We start from the raw sequence: 17,644 nt of genomic DNA, 5'->3' as shown, positions 1-17,644 counted from the left end.
GCGTCGACCAGGCGGGACGTCAGAGCCTGCCGAGTCCGCGGGCCAGGAGGGTGGCGGTCTTCGCGATGGCCGCCTCGTCGGTGGGCAGGCCGCGCGTGCGGTTGGTGTAGACGGCCATGATGATGGGCGGGGCGCCCTTGACCGGCCAGATGACGGCGATGTCGTTACCGCCGCCGAAGCCGTCGGAGTTGGTGCCGGTCTTGTGGGCGATCGTCCAGGTTCCGGGCAGGCCCGCCTTGATGCGTCCGGCGCCCGTTTTGCTGGCCAGCAGCCAGGCGATGAGCTGCCGGCGGTCCTTGGCGTGCAGGGCGTCGCCGGTGGTGAGCGCGCGCAGGTCGCCGGCCATGGCGGCGGGCGTGGTGGTGTCGCGGACGTCCTTCGGCGTCCAGTCGTTGAGCTCGGGGTGGCGGCGGTCCATGCGGGAGACCGGGTCCTTCAGCGAGCGGAAGAAGCCGGTCAGCCCCGCCGGGCCGCCGATCCGGTCGAGCAGCAGGTTGGAGGCGGTGCCGTCGCTCATGGTGACGGCCGCCTCGCACAGCCTGGACACGGTCAGGCCGGTCTTGACGTGCTTCTCGGTGACCGGCGAGTTGGGTTTCATGTCGGCGGCCGTCCACCTGACGAGCCGGTTCATCAGGCCGGGCGCCGCGGTGCGGGCCCGGTGCAGCACGGCCGCGCACAACGGCGCCTTGAAGGTGGACAACATCGGGAAGCGCTCCCCCGCCCGGTACGTCACGGTCCTGCCGGTGGCGGTGTCGACGGCGTAGGCGCCGATGCGACCCCGGAAGGACGCCTCCAGCCTGCGCAGTTCCTTCCTGACCTGGGCCGGTCCTGCGGCCGCGCCCGGCGTGGCCGCCGTGCTCGCCTGGGTGGCGGCGGTCGCGGCGGCCGGGCCGAGCGGGCCGCCGGACAGCGCGGACGCCGCCAGGGCGGTCGCGGGCAGCGCGGCGGCGAGCCGTCGGGGTCGGACGATACGCACGTGGAGATCCCTTCCTGGTCCTTGCCGGCATCAGGAGCCAAGCAGATGTGATCACGGTATGTCCAATAGCGATATCGGCCGATTCCCGATAGCGGTCGCGATATCCCCCCAGGTCAGACCTGGCGCCGGGGCAGCAGCACGCTGAGCGCCGCGAGGGCCAGGCCGATCCCGGCGGCAAGGAGGAAGACCAGTGCGTAACCCGCGGCGGGCGCGCCGGCCTGTGACGCGGCGGCCGTCGCCAGTGCCGCCAGGCCGAGCGACCCGCCGACCTGGGCGGCGGTGTTGGCCAGGCCACCGGTGACGCCCTCGTCGCCCGCCGGGACCCCGGCGGTCGCCACCGCCATGAGCGTGGGGAAGGTCAGCCCGATCCCGGCCGCGACGAGCAGCGTCGGCCCGAGCACGCCGGTGAGGTAACCGCTGCCGACGCCGGCCAGGGACAGCCAGCCGAACCCGGCCACGAAGCAGCCGCCGCCCGCGAGCACTGGCAGCCGCGCGCCCACACGCGGCAGCAGCATCGCCGCCCACCGCGCGACCAGCAGGAACGCCACCGCCGCGGGTGTCTGCCCGAGCCCGGCCTGCAACGCGCTGAAGCCCAGGACGTTCTGCAGGAACAGCGACGTGAAGTACCACATGGCGATCGTGATGCCGCCGAACAGCAGCAGCATGCCGTTGCCGACCGCCACCCCGCGGATGCGCAGCAGCCGCGGCGGCATCGTCGGACGGGCCGCGAACCGCGCCTCGACCAGGACGAAGAGGCCGAGCATGAGCAGCCCGGCCACCACCGGCCCGAGCACCTGGACGGACGTCCAGCCGTGGTCGGCGCTCCGCATGACGCCGTAGACCAGGGCGGCGAGCCCGGCCGTCCCCGTGACGGCGCCGACGAGGTCGAGCGGTTCGCGGCGCATCGATCGGGTGCCGGCCAGTGAGAACACCGCCAGCGCGATCAGCGCCGCGCCGATCGGGACGTTGATGAGGAAGATCCACCGCCACGACAGGCCGGTGGTGATGGCGCCGCCGGCGAGCGCGCCCGCCATCCCGCCGACGCCGCCCGCCGCCGACCACGCGCCGAACGCCCTGGCACGCGCGTGCGGCTCGGTGAAGCCGAGGTTGAGCACGGCCAGCGTGGCCGGGGCCATCATGGCGGCGCCGACGCCTTGCGCGACGCGGGCCGCCACCAGGATCTCGGCGGTCCCGGCCAGGCCACCGGCCAGGCTCGACACGGTGAACAGCGACAGCCCGGCGACCAGCGTGCCACGCGGCCCGAACAGGTCGGCGGCGCGCCCGCCGAGCAGCATGAAACCGGCGAACGTGAGCAGGTAGCCGTTCACCACCCAGGCCAGGCCGGTGGGCGTGAAGCCGAGGTCGGCGCGGACCGAGGGCAGGGCGACGTTCACGATGGACGCGTCCAGGATCACCATGAACTGGCAGGCGCACACCAGCGCCAGGACCAGGCCGATGCGACGGCGCACCGCGGCGGGGGCGCCCGTCGTGGACCGCGTGCCGCTCACGCGGACCTGGCGGTGGTCGCGGCGCCGTCCAGCAGCAGGCGGCCGGCGATCTGGGCGAGCCGGTGTCCCTGGTGTCTGGCCGCCTCCAGGGTCGCGGGGCCGGGGCCGTCGCCGTCCGGGCCCGACACATGGGATGTGCCGTAGGGGTTGCCGCCGGCCGCGTACACGGCCTGGTCGGTGAACCCGGGCGGGACGATCAGCGCTCCCCAGTGGTAGAAGACGTTGCCCAGCGACAGGATCGTCGCCTCGCTGCCGCCGTGCCGGTTGAACGCCGAGGTGAAGGCCGTCACCGGCTTGTCGGCCAGCACCCCTTCCCGCCACAGCCCGCCCGCCTGGTCGATGAACTGCTTGAGCTGCGCGGCGGGCGCGCCGAACCTGGTCGGGGTGCCGAAGGCGTAGGCGTCGGCCCAGGCCAGGTCGTCGACCGAGGCCAGGTCGATCGACGCGGCGGCGTCGGCGTGCCGCCGCCAGCGCGGGTTCTGCTCGATCGCGCTGTCGGGCGCCAGTTCGGCGACCCGCCGCAGCCGCACCACGGCCCCGGCCGCCCCGGCTCCTTCCGCGACGGCCTGCGCGAGCGCGTGCACCGCGCCCGTCGCGCTGTAGTAGATGACGGCGACCTTCACGGTCATGCCGGACTCCTCGAAGTCGGGTAAGATTAGTTACGCAGATAACTATTATGCGCATAACTAACCTGTCAAGGAGAGCCCATGGACTTCGCCCAAGCCGACGCGCTCAACCAGGCCATCCGCCTGCTGAGCCTGCGCCACCGGGCCAGGGCCGCGGCGCTGCTGGCCCCGCTCGGCCTGCACCCCGGGCAGGAGGCGCTGCTGCTCAAACTCGCGCGTACCGGGCCGATGATCCAGGCTCAGCTCAGTGACGCGCTCGGCTGCGAGCCGCCCAGCGTCACGGTCATGACGCGCAAGCTGGAGGCCGCGGGTCACATCAGGCGCGCGCCGGCGCCGTCCGACAAGCGGGCGAGCGTGGTCGAGCTGACCGACAGCGGCAGGGCGCTGGCCGAGGAGGTCAAGCGGCTGTGGTGCGCGCTGGCCGAGGAGACGGTGGCCGGCCTGCCCGCTCAGACGGTGGCGGCGCTGCCCGGCATCCTCACCACGCTGACCGCCAACGTGGACACGCGGCGGCCCGCCTCCCGCGCGACCTGACGACCCCGGGCCGGGGTGGTCACCAGGCCTGGACCCAGGTGTCCTGCGGGCCGGGCACCACCTGGCTGTCGCCGGTCTCCAGGTCGACGCGCAGCAACCGGGTCCGCGCGCCGCCGCACGCCGGCAGCCCGGCCAGCGGCGTCCGTTCCATCTCGTCGGCCTGGCGGTCGACGCCGACCAGCGCGTGCCGGCCGTCCGGGGCCAGGGCCAGCCGCTCGATGTGGCCGCAGTCCAGCGCCAGGACCTTCTTCACCAGCCGCGTCCCCTCGTGGACGACCAGCGTGCGGGTCGGCCAGCCGAGCGCGCGCAACATCCGCCCGCCGGGCAGCGGCAGGACCGGGCGGGTGAACTCGTGCTCCGGCGGTGCGGCGACCTGCCCGATCGTGCCGGTGCCGACGTCGAGGGTGGCCAGCGCGTTCGCCGCGACGCCGTGCTCGGGGAGCGCGAGGGTCTCGTCGTCCAGCCATTGGAGCCCGTAGCCGCTGACCGGCCATTCGCGATCCAGCGTGCCGGTGAAGCGGCGGCCGTCGAGCAGCCGTCCGTAGGCGACGCGGCCCTCGGGCGAGACGGCCAGGCCGCTGATCGTGCCCTTGATGGTGGGGGTGAGCCGTTCGCCCATCGTCACCCGGCCGTCGAGGCCCATGGACAGCCGGTAGAGGCGGAAGTAGCGCTGCGTCGGGCTGGTGAGCGCGGCGACGTACCGGCCGGGCTCGGTGTCGCGGACGACGAATTCGTACTGGGCGTAGACGCGGCTCGCTTTGGGCAGCAGCCGCACCGGCTTGCCGGACTCCAGGTCGAGCACGTACGGCCGGTACCCGCCGACCAGCGCGTAACGCGGGGTGCCGTCGGCGTTGGCGGGCGGCCCGAGGAGCACCCCGGGCAGGAACGCGGCCAGCACGACGGCGGCCACCGCCAGCCCGGTGTCACGCAGGTCGGCCGGACGCGGCCACCGTCCCGCGCCCGCGAGCCCGGCCAGCAGCACCATGGCGGCGGGCGAGAGCAGCCAGGCCAGGATCTGGCGCGGCACCGCGAACGACGGCGCCGGCAGCTGGTCCTCCAGGCACTCCCGCCACATGAGGGACGGCTCGGCCATCAGCAGGTCCACGGCCACGCTCAGCGCGGTGGGCAGCAGCGCGGCCACCATCCCCAAGGTGGCGGGCAGCAGGGAGACCCCGCGTGCCCGTCCGGCCGGCGGCACGGCCGCGGCCCTGTGCAGTGACCGGATCGCCCAGATCCCGATCAGCGCCAGCAGAAGGGGCTGGAGCGGGGTGACCACGGCGCCGAGGACGCCGGCCGCCCGGGCCGCCGAGTTGGGCTGCGGGAACTCCAGCGGGCCGCCGCTGACGCACATGATCCGCACGATCTCGGTGAACAGCGGCTCGGCCAGCAGTTCCCACAGCGACAGCGCCACGGCTGACGCCCAGAAGACCTTCACAGCGCGCATCGGGGGACTTTCGGCCGGAGGAGGGGGGCCGGGGTAGCCTAGCCGCTCCCGCCGCCCAAGATCATCGAATCGCTCGACCCGAACCATCGGGTTGAAGGTTTCATCGGCGAAAGCGGCCTTCACCAGCTCCAGCTTTACATCGAAAGTTCAACGATAGCGTTTAAGCCATGGCAACTGGCATCGAGAACCTCGCACACGCCGTCGACGCGGCGAACCTCATGAAGCTGCTCCCGTCCCGGCCCCGGGTGCTGGCGCTGGGCGAGCCGGCCCACCGCGAGGAGACCCTCCTCGACGTACGCAACCAGCTCTTCGAGCGGCTCGTCGAGCAGGAGGGCTACCGGACGATCGCGATCGAGAGCGGCTGCCTGGCCGGCCTGATCGTGGACGACCACGTCACCTCGGGCGCCGGCGACCTGGACGAGGTCGTGGCCCGCGGCATCACCCACGGCTGGGGCGAGATGGCGGGCAACCGCGAGCTCGTCCGCTGGATGCGCGCCTACAACGACGGCCGGCCCGCCGCCGAGCAGGTGCGCTTCGCCGGATTCGACGGCCCGCTGGAGACCACCCACGCGGAATCCCCGCGGCAGGCGCTCATGGCGCTGCACACCTACCTGGCCACCTGGGTGGACGCGCCCCTGCTCCCCTGCGCCGCCGGCACGCTCGACCGCCTGCTCGGCGCCGACGAACGGTGGACCGACCAGGCCGCGATGATGGATCCGGCCCGGTCGATCGGGCGCTCGGCGGAAGCCGGGGAGCTGCGGCTGCTCGCCGACGATCTGGTGGCGCTGCTCGACGCGCACACGCCGCACCTGGTCGCGGCGTCCTCGCGCGCCGCATGGGACCTGGCCCGCCTGCACGCCCGCACCGCCGTCGGCCTGCTGAGGTACCACTACTGGCTGGCCGACGCCTCACCCGGACGGATGAGCCGGATCGTGGGCCAGCGCGCCGCGATGATGGCCGGGAACCTGCTCGCACTCGCCGAGCGCGGCCCGGTGCTGGTGCACGCGAGCAACTCCCACCTGCAGCGCCACCAGAGCACGATGGCCATGCGCGATCTGGTGGTGGCGTGGTGGAGCGCCGGCGCGCTGGTGCACGCCCGGCTGGGCGCGGACTACGCGTTCGTCGCCACGGCGCTCGGCACGATCCGGCACCACGGCGTGGACGACCCGCCCGCCGACACCCTCGAAGGGCTGCTGTCCGCCCTTCCCGGGGATCGTCACCTGTTCGACGCCCGCCGGCTGGACGCCGCGTTCGGCGACGCGCGGCCCGCCGCCCGGGTGTCGCCCTGGTTCGGCTACGCCGCGCTGAACCCGGCCCACCTGCCGGGCATCGACGGGCTCGTCTTCGTCAAGGACGCCCTGCGCGACTAGCGGGCGCCCCGGCTGCGGGTTCGTGGGATGCGGGTCCGTCGGTGGCGGGGTGGCCGAGCGGCAGGGGCACGCCGGGGTCTGCCACCATCCCGTGGAACAGCAGCAGCCACGCCCGCTGCGCGGTGCCACGCCGTTCGGCCGCGGGGAGCTTGGCCAGCAGTGACGCGATCATGCCCAGGGCGGTGATCAGGTCGTCGGCGGTGACGTGGTCACGCACCCGGCCGGCCGCCCGCGCTCGGGTGAGCGGGCCGCGCAGCAGGTCCGCCACCCGGTCGCGCACGCCGGCGATGCGCGGGTCGGCCGGCGCGCTGATCATGCCGATGAACGCGGTCGAGGCGAGGACCTGCTCGCTCATCAGCGCCAGCAGGTCGTCGAGCGTGGTGCCGGGTTCGGCGGCGAGCGACTCCAGTTCCCTGACGCCCTCTTCGAAGACGGCCAGCGCGAGGCTGGCCCGGTCGGGGAAGTGCCGGTAGAGGCTGCCCTGGCCGACCCCGGCGGTACGCGCGATCGAGGTGAGCGGCGCCTCGTACCCGCTGCTGGCGAACCATTCGCGAGCGGCGGCGATCAGCGCCGCGCGGTTCTCGGCCGCCGCGCTCGGGCCCCGGTTGGGCCGCCGCCGGATGTGGGACATGGGCCCACGATACCAACCGGACATCATCGTCCGGTTCTGCCGCGGACCGCTCGACACCTGCCCGCGCCAGCGGCTACGGTGACAACCGGACGACATAGTCCGGTTACTCGAGTGGCATCGTCCCGATCGTGAGTGTGAGATCACCCCTGGTGCGAGAAGGAGCCGTATGAGCCTGAACGAGCAGGTCCTGCGTTACCCGATCCCCAGCGACGCGGCGCTGGAGCCGCCCGCCGAGTGGGCCGAGCTGCGCGGCACGTGCCCGGTGGCGCACGTCGAGCTGCCCAGCGGCGACCGGGCGACGCTGATCACCCGCTACGACGACGTCCGGGCGGTGCTGGCCGACCCGCGCTTCACCCGCCAGCTCAACGCCCCCGACGCGGCCCGGCTGTCGGCCGAGGGCGGCGGCGTGTTCAGCAGCGACCTGGCGCTGATCATCCCGGACGGCGGCGAGGCGCACCAGCACTGGCGGCGTCTGGTCGCCAAGTGGTTCACGGCCAAGCGCATGACCGCGCTGCGGCCGGCGATGGCGCGGATCGCCGAGGACCTGATCGACGACATGGTCGAGCGCGGCGCCCCCGCCGATCTCAAGGCGAGCCTGGGCTTCCCGCTGCCGGTGTACGTCATCTGCGACATGCTCGGCGTGCCGGCCGAGGACCGGGACCGGTTCTCGTACTGGTCGGACACCCTGCTCAACCTCACCCGCTACCAGCAGGCCGAGATCGAGGCGGCGCAGGCCGCGTTCTTCCAGTACATGTCGGACCATCTGGCCGCCAAGCGCGCCGCGCCCGGCGAGGACCTGCTGAGCGAGCTGATCGCGGCCGGCGGCCCCGAGGACGGCGGCCTGTCCGACCTGCAGATCGTGGTCACCGGCATCGCGCTGCTGGTCGCCGGGCACGAGACCACCGCCAACATGATCGGCAAGATGGTCGCCATGCTGCTGGCCGACCGCGGCAGGTGGGAGCGGCTGCTGGCCGATCCGGCGCTGGTGCGCACCGCGGTCGAGGAGTCGCTGCGCATGGACGCCAACTCCGGCTTCGGCCTGCCGCGCTATCTGCCGGAGCCGGCCGAGATCGGCGGCGCCCACCTGCCCAAGGGCACCACGGTGGTGTGCAGCATGGCCGCCGCCAACCGCGACGAGCACGCCTTCGCCGACGCCGGCCGCATGGACCTGACCCGCAGCCCCAACCCGCACCTGGCCTTCGGCGTGGGCGCGCACTCCTGTCTCGGGCAGGCACTGGCCCGCACCGAGCTGCAGGTCGTGCTGGAGGTGCTGCTGCGCAGGCTGCCCGCCCTGGACCTGGCCGTGCCGGTGGCGGAGCTGGAGCGCGTGGAGGGGCTGGCCGTGGGCGGCCTGCGCACGCTCCCGGTCCGCTGGTGACCACGGCCGTTCACGAGGAGATCCCGATGAGAGTGCACGTCGACCAGGACAGGTGCTGCGGCGCCGGGCAGTGCGTGCTGCTCGCGCCCGAGGTGTTCGACCAGCGCGACGACGACGGCATCGTCCTGCTGCTGACGCCCGAGCCCGCCCCGGACCGGCACGCCGCGGTCCGCGAGGCGGCGGCCATGTGCCCGGGCGCCGCCATCGAGGTGACCTGAGCGACCCGCCACCCGCCGAAGTCCGCCATCCTCCGAAGCCCGCCATCCTTCGGAAGGAGGACGGCGCGCGCTCGATCGGGTGATGCCGCCGGACGCCCGTCCCGGCCAAGGTCGAGGACATGACCACCCACGACCTTCCCACCACCGGCGCGGACGAGCGGCCCGGACGGCGCGTGCCCGAGGTGGACACCATCCGCGGGTTCGCGCTCGCCGGGATCCTGCTGGCCAACCTCGGCTTCTTCGCCGACCCGAGGCAGCTGGCCACCGTCGGCGTCGGCCCGTCCAACCCGGTCGACCTGGCACTCCAGATCCTGGTGTTGTCGAAGTTCTACATCATCTTCTCGTTCCTGTTCGGCTACTCCTTCACGCTGCAGACGCGTTCCGGGCGGCCGGGGACCGTGGCCCGCACCGTGCGCCGCTGCCTGGGGCTGTTCGTGCTCGGCCTGCTGCACGGGCTGCTGCTGTGGCCGGGCGACATCCTCACCCTGTACGCGGCGCTCGGCCTGCTGCTGCTCCTCGTGCGCCGCATCAGGCCGAGAACGGCGGTGATCGCCGGGATCGTGCTGCTCACGCTGGTCACCGTGGCCTACGCCCTGCTCGCCGGGCTGATCACGCTCAGCCCCGAGCCCGTCAGCGTCATGACCCCGTACGGCCCCGAGGCCGGCGCCCGCCTGCTGGCCGAGTACACCGCCGGCCCGCTCGACGCGGTGGGCGTGAACGTCGCCCAGTACCCGGGCGTCGTGGCGTCGATCTGGTTCGCCCAGGGTCCCACCGCGATGGCGATGTTCCTGCTCGGGTTCGCCGCCGGCACCTCACGCCTGTTCGAACGCCCGGCCGACTGGGCCCATCGGATGACGGCCGTCCAGTGGATCGGCTTCGGGATCGGCCTGCCCGCCGCCGTGCTCTCCGGCGTCCTGTTCGACCGGAACGGCGCGGCCACGGTGGCGTCCATGGCGCTGACCACCGCGACCGCGCCGCTGCTCGCCGCCGCGTACGTCGTCACGCTGCTGCGCCTGGCCAGGCGGCTGCCCGTGGTGCCCGCGCTGCTCAACCCGGCCGGGCGCATCGCCGCGTCCAACTATCTGGGCCAGTCGGTGCTGGCGTTCCTGATCTTCAGCGGCTGCGGGCTCGGCCTCGCCGGACGGGTCTCACCGCTCGCCACCGTCGGCATCGCGGTGCTCGTCTTCGGGCTGCTGGTCACGTTGAGCGCCTGGTGGCTGCGCGGGCACCGGTACGGCCCCATCGAGTACGGCCTGCGCCGCCTCACCCACTGGCGCCGGCCGTCGTGACCTCGTCGAGCAGTTCCAGCACGTGCCGGTACGTCATGCCGGTCGCCCGGGTCAGGCCCAGCTCGCAGGTGCGGTTCAGCGAGGCGTGGGCCGCGTACCCGCCGCGCCGCACCGACTCCGCCTCCGCCCGGGTGGCCGACGCGGTCAGCTCGGGGTGCAGCAGCCCGCGGTCCCCCGCGAAGCCGCAGCACTGCCAGCCGTCCGGGACGACCACCCGCTCGGCGACCGCCGACGCCACCCGCATGAGCGCGTCCTCCAGCCCCAGCCGCGTGGACGAGCACGTCGGGTGCAGCGCCAGCGACGGCAGCCGGCGCTCGACGCTCAGCCGGAGCAGCAGGTGTTCCGCGGTGTAGGCGACCACGTCGACCACCTCGGCCCCGAGCCGGTCGAAGCCCTCGGTGCAGGAGGCGGCGTCGGTGACGATCGGGACCTCGACGCCGTCCAGCGCGGCGCGCACCCGGCCGCGCATCTCCGCCAGCCCGCCGGTGAACCCCTTCGACGACCAGGGCGTGCCGCAGCACAGCCCGGCGACGCCGTCCGGGACGGACACGCGCACCCCCGCACGCTCGGCCAGGCGCAGGAACGCGGCCATCACGCCGGGACCGCCGGCCGCCGGGGCGAACAGCGTGTTCAGGCAGGACGGCAGATACACCACCTCGGCCTGGTCGTCCCGGACCGGGCGGCGCCGCTCGCCGCCGCCCGGCAGGTCACGGCTCCACGCGGGGACCGCCTCCGTCCCGGCCACCGCCCGCGCCGCCCGGCTCGCCGCCTCGGGCAGCCCGGGCGGGACGGCGGCCGCGACGTCAAGCGCCCGCCCGAGCGCCCCGGTCACCGGGCCCCACCGCCTGGCCGCGGCCTTCCACGCCGCCTCGGCGGCCCGGCCGTGCCGTTCGCCGCGCAGCCGCTTGGTCAGCTCGCCCGTGTCGATGTGCACCGGGCAGGCGGTGGCGCACATGCCGTCGGCGGCGCAGGTGTCGACGGCGTCGTAGCCGTACTCGGCCTCCAGCCGCGCGGCCAGCTCGTGGTCACCGGCGGCCCGGGCGGCGGCCAGCTCGCGGCGCAGCACGATGCGCTGGCGTGGCGTCGTGGTCAGGTCGCGGCTCGGGCAGACCGGCTCGCAGTAGCCGCACTCCACGCACCTGTCGACCTCAGGCTCGACGGTGACCACCGGCTTCAGGTCGCGCAGGTGCGCCTCGGGGTCGTCGCTGAGCACCACGCCGGGGTTGAGCGTGCCGGCGGGGTCGCACAGCCGCTTGACCTCGCGCATCACCTCGTACAGCTCGTCGCCGTACTGGCGGCGCACGAACGGCGCCATCACCCGGCCGGTGCCGTGCTCGGCCTTCAGCGTGCCGCCCCTGGACAGGACCGCCTCGACCATGTCCTCGGTGAAGTCGGCGTAGCGCCGCAGCCGGGTGTCGAAGCGCTCGTTCAGCATGAAGTGCAGGTTGCCGTCCTTGGCGTGGCCGAAGACGACGCTGCGTTCGTACTCGTGCCTGCCGAACAGCTCGGTCAGCTCGTCACAGAGGCCGGCCAGCGCGTGCACCGGCACGGCGACGTCCTCCAGCAGCGCGGTGGTGCCGCTGGGCCGGGCGCCGGCCACCGAGGCGTACAGGCCCTTGCGGATGTTCCACAGCGCGGCCCGGCCCGCGCCGTCCCTGCTGAGGCGGGCGGGCGCGGCCAGGTCGAGCGTGCCGAAGACGACGTCGGCGGCGCTCTCGCGCTCGGCCAGCCGGTCGGGGTCGGGCTCCTGCCACTCCACCAGCAGCGCGGCGTGCTCGGCCACGTCCAGCGCGCGCAGCTCCGCGTCGGCGCCCGGGCCGGTCCGCGCCACCCGCAGCGACTCGGCGTCGAGCAGCTCGATCGCCGCAGGACCCGCCTCCACCAGGGACGGCACCGCCGCCATGGCCGCGTGCAGCGACGGGAACAGCAGCAGCCCGGTGGCCGCCAGCCGGTGCGCGGGGACCGTGCGCAGCACCGCCTCGGCGACGAACCCCAGGGTGCCCTCGCCGCCGATCACCAGGTGGGCCAGGATCTGCGCCGGGGAGTCGTGGTCGAGAAAGCTGTTGAGCCCGTAGCCCATGGTGTTCTTGAGCGAGAACTGGGCCTCGATGCGGCGGACCGACTCGGGGTTGCCGCGCACCCGGTCGCGCAGCCGCGCCAGCCCCTCGGCCAGCTCCGGCTCCTGCGCGCGCAGCCGCTCGTCCGCGTCGGCCGCGCCGGTGTCGACGATCGTGCCGCTGGGCAGCACCAGCGTCAGCGACTCCAGCGTCCGGTACGTGTTGGCGTGCGTGCCGCAGGTCATGCCGCTGGAGTTGTTCGACACCACCCCGCCGATCGTGCACGCCGACTCGCTGGCCGGATCGGGCCCCAGCTTGCGCCCGTACGCCGCCAGCCGCGCGTTGACCTGGCGCAGCACCGCGCCCGGCTGCACGCGTACCCGGGCGCCGTCGTCCAGCACCTCGATGGCGCGGAAGTGCCGGCGGGTGTCGACCAGCAGGTGCTCGCTGACGCCCTGGCCGCTGAGGCTCGTGCCGCCCGAGCGGAAGGTGAGCCGCAGCCCGGCCCGCATCAGCGCCGCCACCTGCTCGGCGCTCTGCGGCACCAGCACGGCCTGGGGGGTGAGCAGGTAGTGCGAGGCGTCGTGGGCCATGCCGAGCCGGTCGCTCACCCGCGTGCGGGCGATCCCGGGGACGGCCGACTCCACCGCCGACAGCACGGCGGGATCGGGAACGGAGATGGTGCTGGTCACGTCTTGCTTCCCACCGTGATCGGAGCTGGATCTTTCTGGGCGTCCGGCGGTTGGCCGGGCGGGGTCCACCGTATCGTCCGCGCCGATCATGTCCGACCCGGCGCGCCACCGTAACGACCTCCACCCGGCTCCTCACCCGTGGCGCTTTCCGGCTGATGCCCGTGGCGCCCTCCGGCTCCCCGCCCGTGGCGCCCTCCGGCTGATGCCCGTGGCGCCCTCCGGCTCCCCGCCCGTGGCGCCTTCCGACTGATGCCCGTGGCGCCTTCCGTCTCCTCGCCCCGTCGAGCCTTCCGTCTCCTCGCCTGTGGCGCCCTCCGGCTGATGCCCGCCGCGCCTTCGGGTTGACGCCCCCGGGGTCACTGTCGTGCTGGCGCGCCGTTCGCTTCGCCGTCGCGGGCCGGCACGCCGTTCACCTCGCCGTCGCGGGCCGACACCCCGTTCACCTCGCCAGCGAAGGCCGGCACCTCGTTCACCTCGTCACCAGGCGCCGACCTCCCGTCCAGCAACCAGGCGACCGCCGAGGGCAGTTCCTCCGGCCCGGACACGACGATCCCCGCTCCCCCGAGCCGACGCAGCGGCCCCACGTCGATGTCGTACCGATCGCCTACCGCCCACGCGTACTCGGCGGAAACCCCGGCCGCGGCGAGCACCGCGGCGTACGCGCCGACGTCCGGCTTCGGCGTGTCACCGACGTCCTCGGCGGCCAGGAGCGCGTCGAACGAGTCCCGGCCCAGCCCGATCCTGGCCAGCACCGCCAGCGCCGCCGCCCGCGCGTTGTTGGTGAGCAGCGCGATCGGCACATGCGCCCGCAGCCTGGACAGCTCGCCCACGGTGACCGCGTCCGCCGTCAGCCCGTCGGCGATCGACAGGTGCCGGTGCCGGTAGTCGCGCCACTGCTCGATGCCGAACCCGTGCCCCAGGACGAAGGACGTGGCGGAGGTGCCGTCCCAGTCGTCGCGCATGGCCTGGCGCAGCTCGGCCAGCGCTGCCCGAGCCTCCTGCTGCGACACGCCTCTGAGCTCGACGAACATGCGCGCGATCACACCCAGGACCTGATCGACGTACGCCTCGCGCGGATACAACGTCCCGTCCAGATCGAAGATCACAAGCCGTGGCGCCCTGCCGTTGCCGTCGACTCTCATCTGGCCCCAACTTTGATCGGTGTGCCGGCGCCACCATCATGCACACAGGTCTGGCCTGGGGGTGCGTCAGCCGGGACTCAGCCGGGACCGGTCACCATGCGACAGGCCCGAGGCGGTCGACGAAGATGCCGCTGGGACCGTCGGCGCCGATCGTCGCGAGCCGGACGATCGAGTCGGTGCCCTCGGTGACGGTCAGCTCGCCGGTGTGGTGGTTCATGTCGGTGGCGGCGAACTTGCGGTTGGCGACCTCTCCCGGGGTGGCCACGTTGAACTTGATCTCCGGAAGCGCCTGGGCGTACCTGACCGTGATCATGTTCAGTGCCGCCTTGGACGAGCTGTAGGCCAGTTCGTGGAACTTCGAGAACGGCTGCCCAGGATCGGTGACGACCGAGAACGAACCACCCCCGCTGGACACCATCACCACCCGCGGCTGGTCCGCGGCCCGCAGCAGCGGCAGGAACGCGTGCGTGACCCTGACCGGGCCGTACACGTTGGTGTCGTAGACCGAATGGATCTCTTCGGCCGTGGCGTCGGCCGGCGCGACGCCGCCGCCCGGCGCGCCCGCGTTGTTGATCAGCACGTCGAGCCGGTCGGCGTGTTCCCGCACCAGCTTCACGGCTCCGGCCACGGACGCGTCCGAGGTCACGTCCAGCTGGACCATGATCACGTCCGCGCCGCCCGCCGCCAGCTCTGCCGCGGCGGCCCGGCCCCGGCCCTCGTCGCGCGAGCCGAGGAAGACCCGCCAGCCGAGCGCTCCGAGCCGTCTGGCCGCTTCGAGGCCGAGTCCCTTGTTGCCGCCGGTGATGAGCACTGAGGTCTGTTGCGTGTTCGTCATGCCCACAAGACGCCGCGTCCCGACCGGTTGTGACGTCCTGTGAACGACGCCACAACCGGCCGGGGACGATGACGGGGTTGTCACGCGGCCGACCGGTGTCGGCCCTCACGGCGGTCGGAGCTGTCGTCCGCTGCGACAGGAGAGGGGTAGCCCATCGCAACGGGAGGAGTGTCGCCCACATCGGGGGCCGACCAGATCCCGGCCATCGACGATGCGGCGTACACGAGCACCGCGATGGCCGCCAAGCGGTGTCGCCCACCGCGACAGCCGGGCGGCGCCAGCCACCGCGACGGCAAAGCGGCGCCTGCCACTGCGACGGTCAGGCGGTGCCCAACGCCCCATGGCGGTCAGACAGTGCCGACAACCCGACGCCGCTCAGGCAGTGTCAGCCGCCACGGCGGTCAGGCAGTGGCAGCTGCCCACGGCGGAAGGGCAGTGGCGCCCGCCCATGGCGGTAGGGCGATGTCGGTCGCCCACGGCAGTAAGGCGATGTCGGTCGCCACGGCGGTAACGGCGTGAAGGCGGCTGCGGCGGTCACGCGGTGTCGGCCGCTGCGGCCCGGCCGGCCTGGCGGCCGGAGAAGAGGCAGCCGCCGAGGAACGTCCCCTCCAGCGCGCGATAGCCATGAACGCCACCGCCGCCGAACCCCGCCACCTCACCCGCCGCATACAGCCCGGGCACCGGCGTGCCGTCCGGGCCGAGCACCCGGCAGGACAGGTCGGTCTGCAGCCCGCCGAGCGTCTTACGGCTCAGCAGGTTGAGCCGGATCGCGATCAGCGGCCCGGCGGCGGGGTCGAGGATCTTGTGCGGTGCGACCGTGCGTGACAGCCGGTCGCCCCGATAGGCGCGGGACGTGCGGATGGCCATAAGCTGCACGTCCTTGCCGAACGCGTTGTCCACCTCGCGGTCCCTGGCGACGATCTGACCGGCCAGTTCCGCGCGGTCGATCAGGCCGCTCCCGGTCAGCTTGTTCATGCCGTCGACGAGCTCGTCCAGCGTGTCGGCGACGACGAAGTCCTCACCCGCGTCGAGGAAGCGCTGGATCGGCGCCGGAGTCCGCTTCAGCAGCCGTCCGGCGAGGTACGCGCCGATCCGCTTGTCGGTCAGCTCGGGGTTCTGCTCCGACCCGGAGAGCGTGAACTCCTTCTTGATGATGCGCTGGTTGAGTACGAACCAGGAGTAGTCGTACCCGGACGCCTGGATCAGTTCGAGCGTGCCGAGGGTGTCGCCGCCGGGGATGGCGGGCGCGGGGAAGCGGCGTCCCTGCGCGTCGAACCACATCGTGGACGGCGCGGGCAGGATTCTGATGCCGTGACCGGCCCAGATCGGGCTGTGGTTCTTCAGCCCTTCCGTGTAGTGCCACATCCTGTCGCGGTTGACCAGCCGTCCGCCCGCGCGTTCCGTGATGGCCAGCATGCGGCCGTCCACGTGCGCGGGGACGCCCGTGACCATGGTGGACGGCGCTGCGCCCAGCCGGCTCGGCCAGTTCGCGCGGACCAGGTCCAGGTCGCCGCCGATGCCGCCGGAGGTCACGATCACCGTCGGCGCGTTCAGCTCGAACGACCCGACGACGGTGCGTGAACTGGCCGTGCCCCGGGCCGCGGAGCTGGGTTCGAGCACCGATCCGCGTACTCCGGTCACCGCCCGGCCGGTCGTGATCAGCTCGTCGACCCGGTGCCGGAACTTGAACGCGACCAGCCCCTGCTCGACGGCCTGGCGGACACGCCGTTCGAAGGGCTCCATGACGCCCGGGCCGGTGCCCTTGGTCACGTGGAAACGCGGCACCGAGTTGCCCGGCGCGATTGCCGACCGGCCGCCGCCGCGTTCCGCCCAGCCGACGATCGGCACCCAGCGCAGGCCCATCCCGGCCAGCCACGCCCGCTTCTCACCGGCGGCGAACTCCAGGTAGGCGTCCGCCCACCGGCGGCCCCAGTGGTCCTCGCCGAGGGGGTCGTCCACGCCGCGGTCGAAGCCGGCCGTGGTGTACCAGTCGGACCTGGCCAGTTCCAGCGAGTCCTTGATCCCGAGGCGCCGCTGCTCCGGGGAGTCGATCAGGAACAGGCCGCCCAGCGACCAGAACGCCTGACCGCCGAGGCTCGCCTCGGGCTCCTGGTCGAGCAGCAGCACCCGGCGGCCGGCGGCGGCCAGTTCCGCGGTGGCGACCAGCCCGGCCAGGCCACCACCGACGACGATGACGTCCGCGTCAGCGCTGGACTCTGCCATGTTCACACCTCTTGAAAGCACGGAAGGCCGAAATCTGAAAACGCTCATGTTCAGATTCGGGTTACCAGACGGTAGTCAATGGGTGGCGGGGGAATCAAGCTTTCGGGCGGGAGAGAATGACGGGTCGGACAGCCGGTCGGACAAAGGAGGCATCACCGTGCGAGAGGGCGACCCCCTCACCGACCGAACACCCCAGCCGACCAACCGCGCCGGAGACACGCCGAGCGACCGCGTCACGGGCAAGCCGAGCGGCCGTGCCACAGGCAAACCGAGTGACCGTGCCGTGGGCGAGCCCACCGACCGTGTCGCAGGCGAGCCGAGCGGGCATGCCGTAGGCGGGCCGAGCGATCATGTTGTAAGCGAGCCGACGGGCCGCTCCGCAGGCGAGCCGACCCGTCCCACTGCGGGTGGGTCGGCCAGCGCCTCCAGGGGCCTGGCGGCGGGCTCCTCCAGGGGCAGGTCGGTCGGTCCCGCTGGAGACAGTACGGCCGATCCCGCCGGGGGCAGTGCGGCCGGTCCCTCCGCAGATGAATCGGCGGGTCCCTCCGGAGGTCAGGCAGTCGGTCCCACCGAGGGCAAGGTGGTCGACCCCTCGGGAGGCAAAACGGACGGCGCCGCTGGAAACAGGACGGGCGGCGCCGCCGGAGGCAAGGCAGGCGGTCCCACTGGAGGCAAGGCGGGTGGTCCTACGGGAGGTAAGGCGGGCGGTCCCGTCGGGGGC

Annotated in this window: 14 protein-coding genes; 5 read left to right on the top strand and 9 right to left on the bottom strand. The window is 73.3% G+C overall.

Features of this window, described 5'->3' with window-relative positions; genetic code table 11:
• Positions 1-19 precede the first annotated feature (19 nt).
• From bla to wrbA, 3 genes are all read right to left on the bottom strand, one after another.
• Positions 20-976 (bottom strand): class A beta-lactamase, encoded by a 957-nt coding sequence (gene bla, locus HII36_RS36555; RefSeq protein WP_173527895.1) that lies wholly within the window; start codon positions 974-976, stop codon positions 20-22.
• 113 nt (positions 977-1,089) lie between these two features.
• Positions 1,090-2,484, bottom strand: coding sequence for an MFS transporter (locus HII36_RS36550; protein WP_328808049.1), 1,395 nt, complete (start codon positions 2,482-2,484; stop codon positions 1,090-1,092).
• Entirely contained in the window at positions 2,481-3,113 is a 633-nt protein-coding gene (gene wrbA, locus HII36_RS36545; RefSeq protein ID WP_173527894.1) for an NAD(P)H:quinone oxidoreductase, read from the bottom strand. Before wrbA ends, HII36_RS36550 begins: the two co-directional genes overlap by 4 nt.
• Before the next feature lie 78 nt (positions 3,114-3,191).
• On the opposite strand from wrbA, the gene HII36_RS36540 reads away from it, so the two are divergent.
• Positions 3,192-3,644 carry a MarR family winged helix-turn-helix transcriptional regulator gene (locus HII36_RS36540; protein WP_173527893.1) on the top strand — a complete coding sequence of 151 codons (453 nt, stop codon included), beginning with the start codon at positions 3,192-3,194 and terminating at the stop codon, positions 3,642-3,644.
• A 19-nt stretch (positions 3,645-3,663) separates the two neighbouring features.
• Here the strand turns inward: HII36_RS36540 and HII36_RS36535 are convergent, their stop codons facing one another.
• Positions 3,664-5,088 (bottom strand): hypothetical protein, encoded by a 1,425-nt coding sequence (locus HII36_RS36535; protein ID WP_173527892.1) that lies wholly within the window; start codon positions 5,086-5,088, stop codon positions 3,664-3,666.
• Between the two features lie 167 nt (positions 5,089-5,255).
• On the opposite strand from HII36_RS36535, the gene HII36_RS36530 reads away from it, so the two are divergent.
• Complete coding sequence (locus HII36_RS36530; RefSeq protein ID WP_173527891.1) at positions 5,256-6,458, top strand: erythromycin esterase family protein; 1,203 nt, start codon at positions 5,256-5,258, stop codon at positions 6,456-6,458.
• Here the strand turns inward: HII36_RS36530 and HII36_RS36525 are convergent.
• Entirely contained in the window at positions 6,436-7,089 is a 654-nt protein-coding gene (locus tag HII36_RS36525; RefSeq protein WP_173527890.1) for a TetR/AcrR family transcriptional regulator, read from the bottom strand. The two genes, HII36_RS36530 and HII36_RS36525, sit on opposite strands and share 23 nt — an antisense overlap.
• A 166-nt stretch (positions 7,090-7,255) precedes the next feature.
• Between HII36_RS36525 and HII36_RS36520 the strand changes: the two genes are divergently transcribed.
• The 3 genes from HII36_RS36520 (at position 7,256) to HII36_RS36510 (ending at position 9,974) form a co-directional block, all read left to right on the top strand.
• Positions 7,256-8,467 (top strand): cytochrome P450, encoded by a 1,212-nt coding sequence (locus tag HII36_RS36520; RefSeq protein ID WP_173527889.1) that lies wholly within the window; start codon positions 7,256-7,258, stop codon positions 8,465-8,467.
• A 26-nt stretch (positions 8,468-8,493) separates the two neighbouring features.
• Complete coding sequence (locus tag HII36_RS36515; protein WP_173527888.1) at positions 8,494-8,685, top strand: ferredoxin; 192 nt, start codon at positions 8,494-8,496, stop codon at positions 8,683-8,685.
• A 119-nt stretch (positions 8,686-8,804) separates the two neighbouring features.
• Positions 8,805-9,974, top strand: a complete 1,170-nt coding sequence (locus tag HII36_RS36510; protein ID WP_173527887.1) for a DUF418 domain-containing protein — start codon at positions 8,805-8,807, stop codon at positions 9,972-9,974.
• Here HII36_RS36510 and HII36_RS36505 read toward each other — a convergent pair.
• From HII36_RS36505 to HII36_RS36490, 4 genes are all read right to left on the bottom strand, one after another.
• Positions 9,949-12,723 carry an FAD-binding and (Fe-S)-binding domain-containing protein gene (locus tag HII36_RS36505; protein WP_328808048.1) on the bottom strand — a complete coding sequence of 925 codons (2,775 nt, stop codon included), beginning with the start codon at positions 12,721-12,723 and terminating at the stop codon, positions 9,949-9,951. The two genes, HII36_RS36510 and HII36_RS36505, sit on opposite strands and share 26 nt — an antisense overlap.
• A 356-nt stretch (positions 12,724-13,079) precedes the next feature.
• A complete protein-coding gene (locus HII36_RS36500) occupies positions 13,080-13,865 on the bottom strand; it encodes an HAD family hydrolase (RefSeq protein WP_173527885.1) in 786 nt (261 codons plus the stop codon).
• A 91-nt stretch (positions 13,866-13,956) separates the two neighbouring features.
• Positions 13,957-14,700 (bottom strand): SDR family NAD(P)-dependent oxidoreductase, encoded by a 744-nt coding sequence (locus HII36_RS36495; protein WP_173527884.1) that lies wholly within the window; start codon positions 14,698-14,700, stop codon positions 13,957-13,959.
• 534 nt (positions 14,701-15,234) lie between these two features.
• Positions 15,235-16,923: an FAD-binding dehydrogenase gene (locus tag HII36_RS36490; protein ID WP_217370421.1), complete on the bottom strand. Its 1,689-nt coding sequence runs from the start codon at positions 16,921-16,923 to the stop codon at positions 15,235-15,237.
• Between the last annotated feature and the right edge of the window lie 721 nt (positions 16,924-17,644).

The organism is Nonomuraea antri (assembly GCF_013283785.1).
GTDB lineage: Bacteria > Actinomycetota > Actinomycetes > Streptosporangiales > Streptosporangiaceae > Nonomuraea > Nonomuraea antri.
This window is presented reverse-complemented; position numbering and strand designations above follow the sequence as displayed.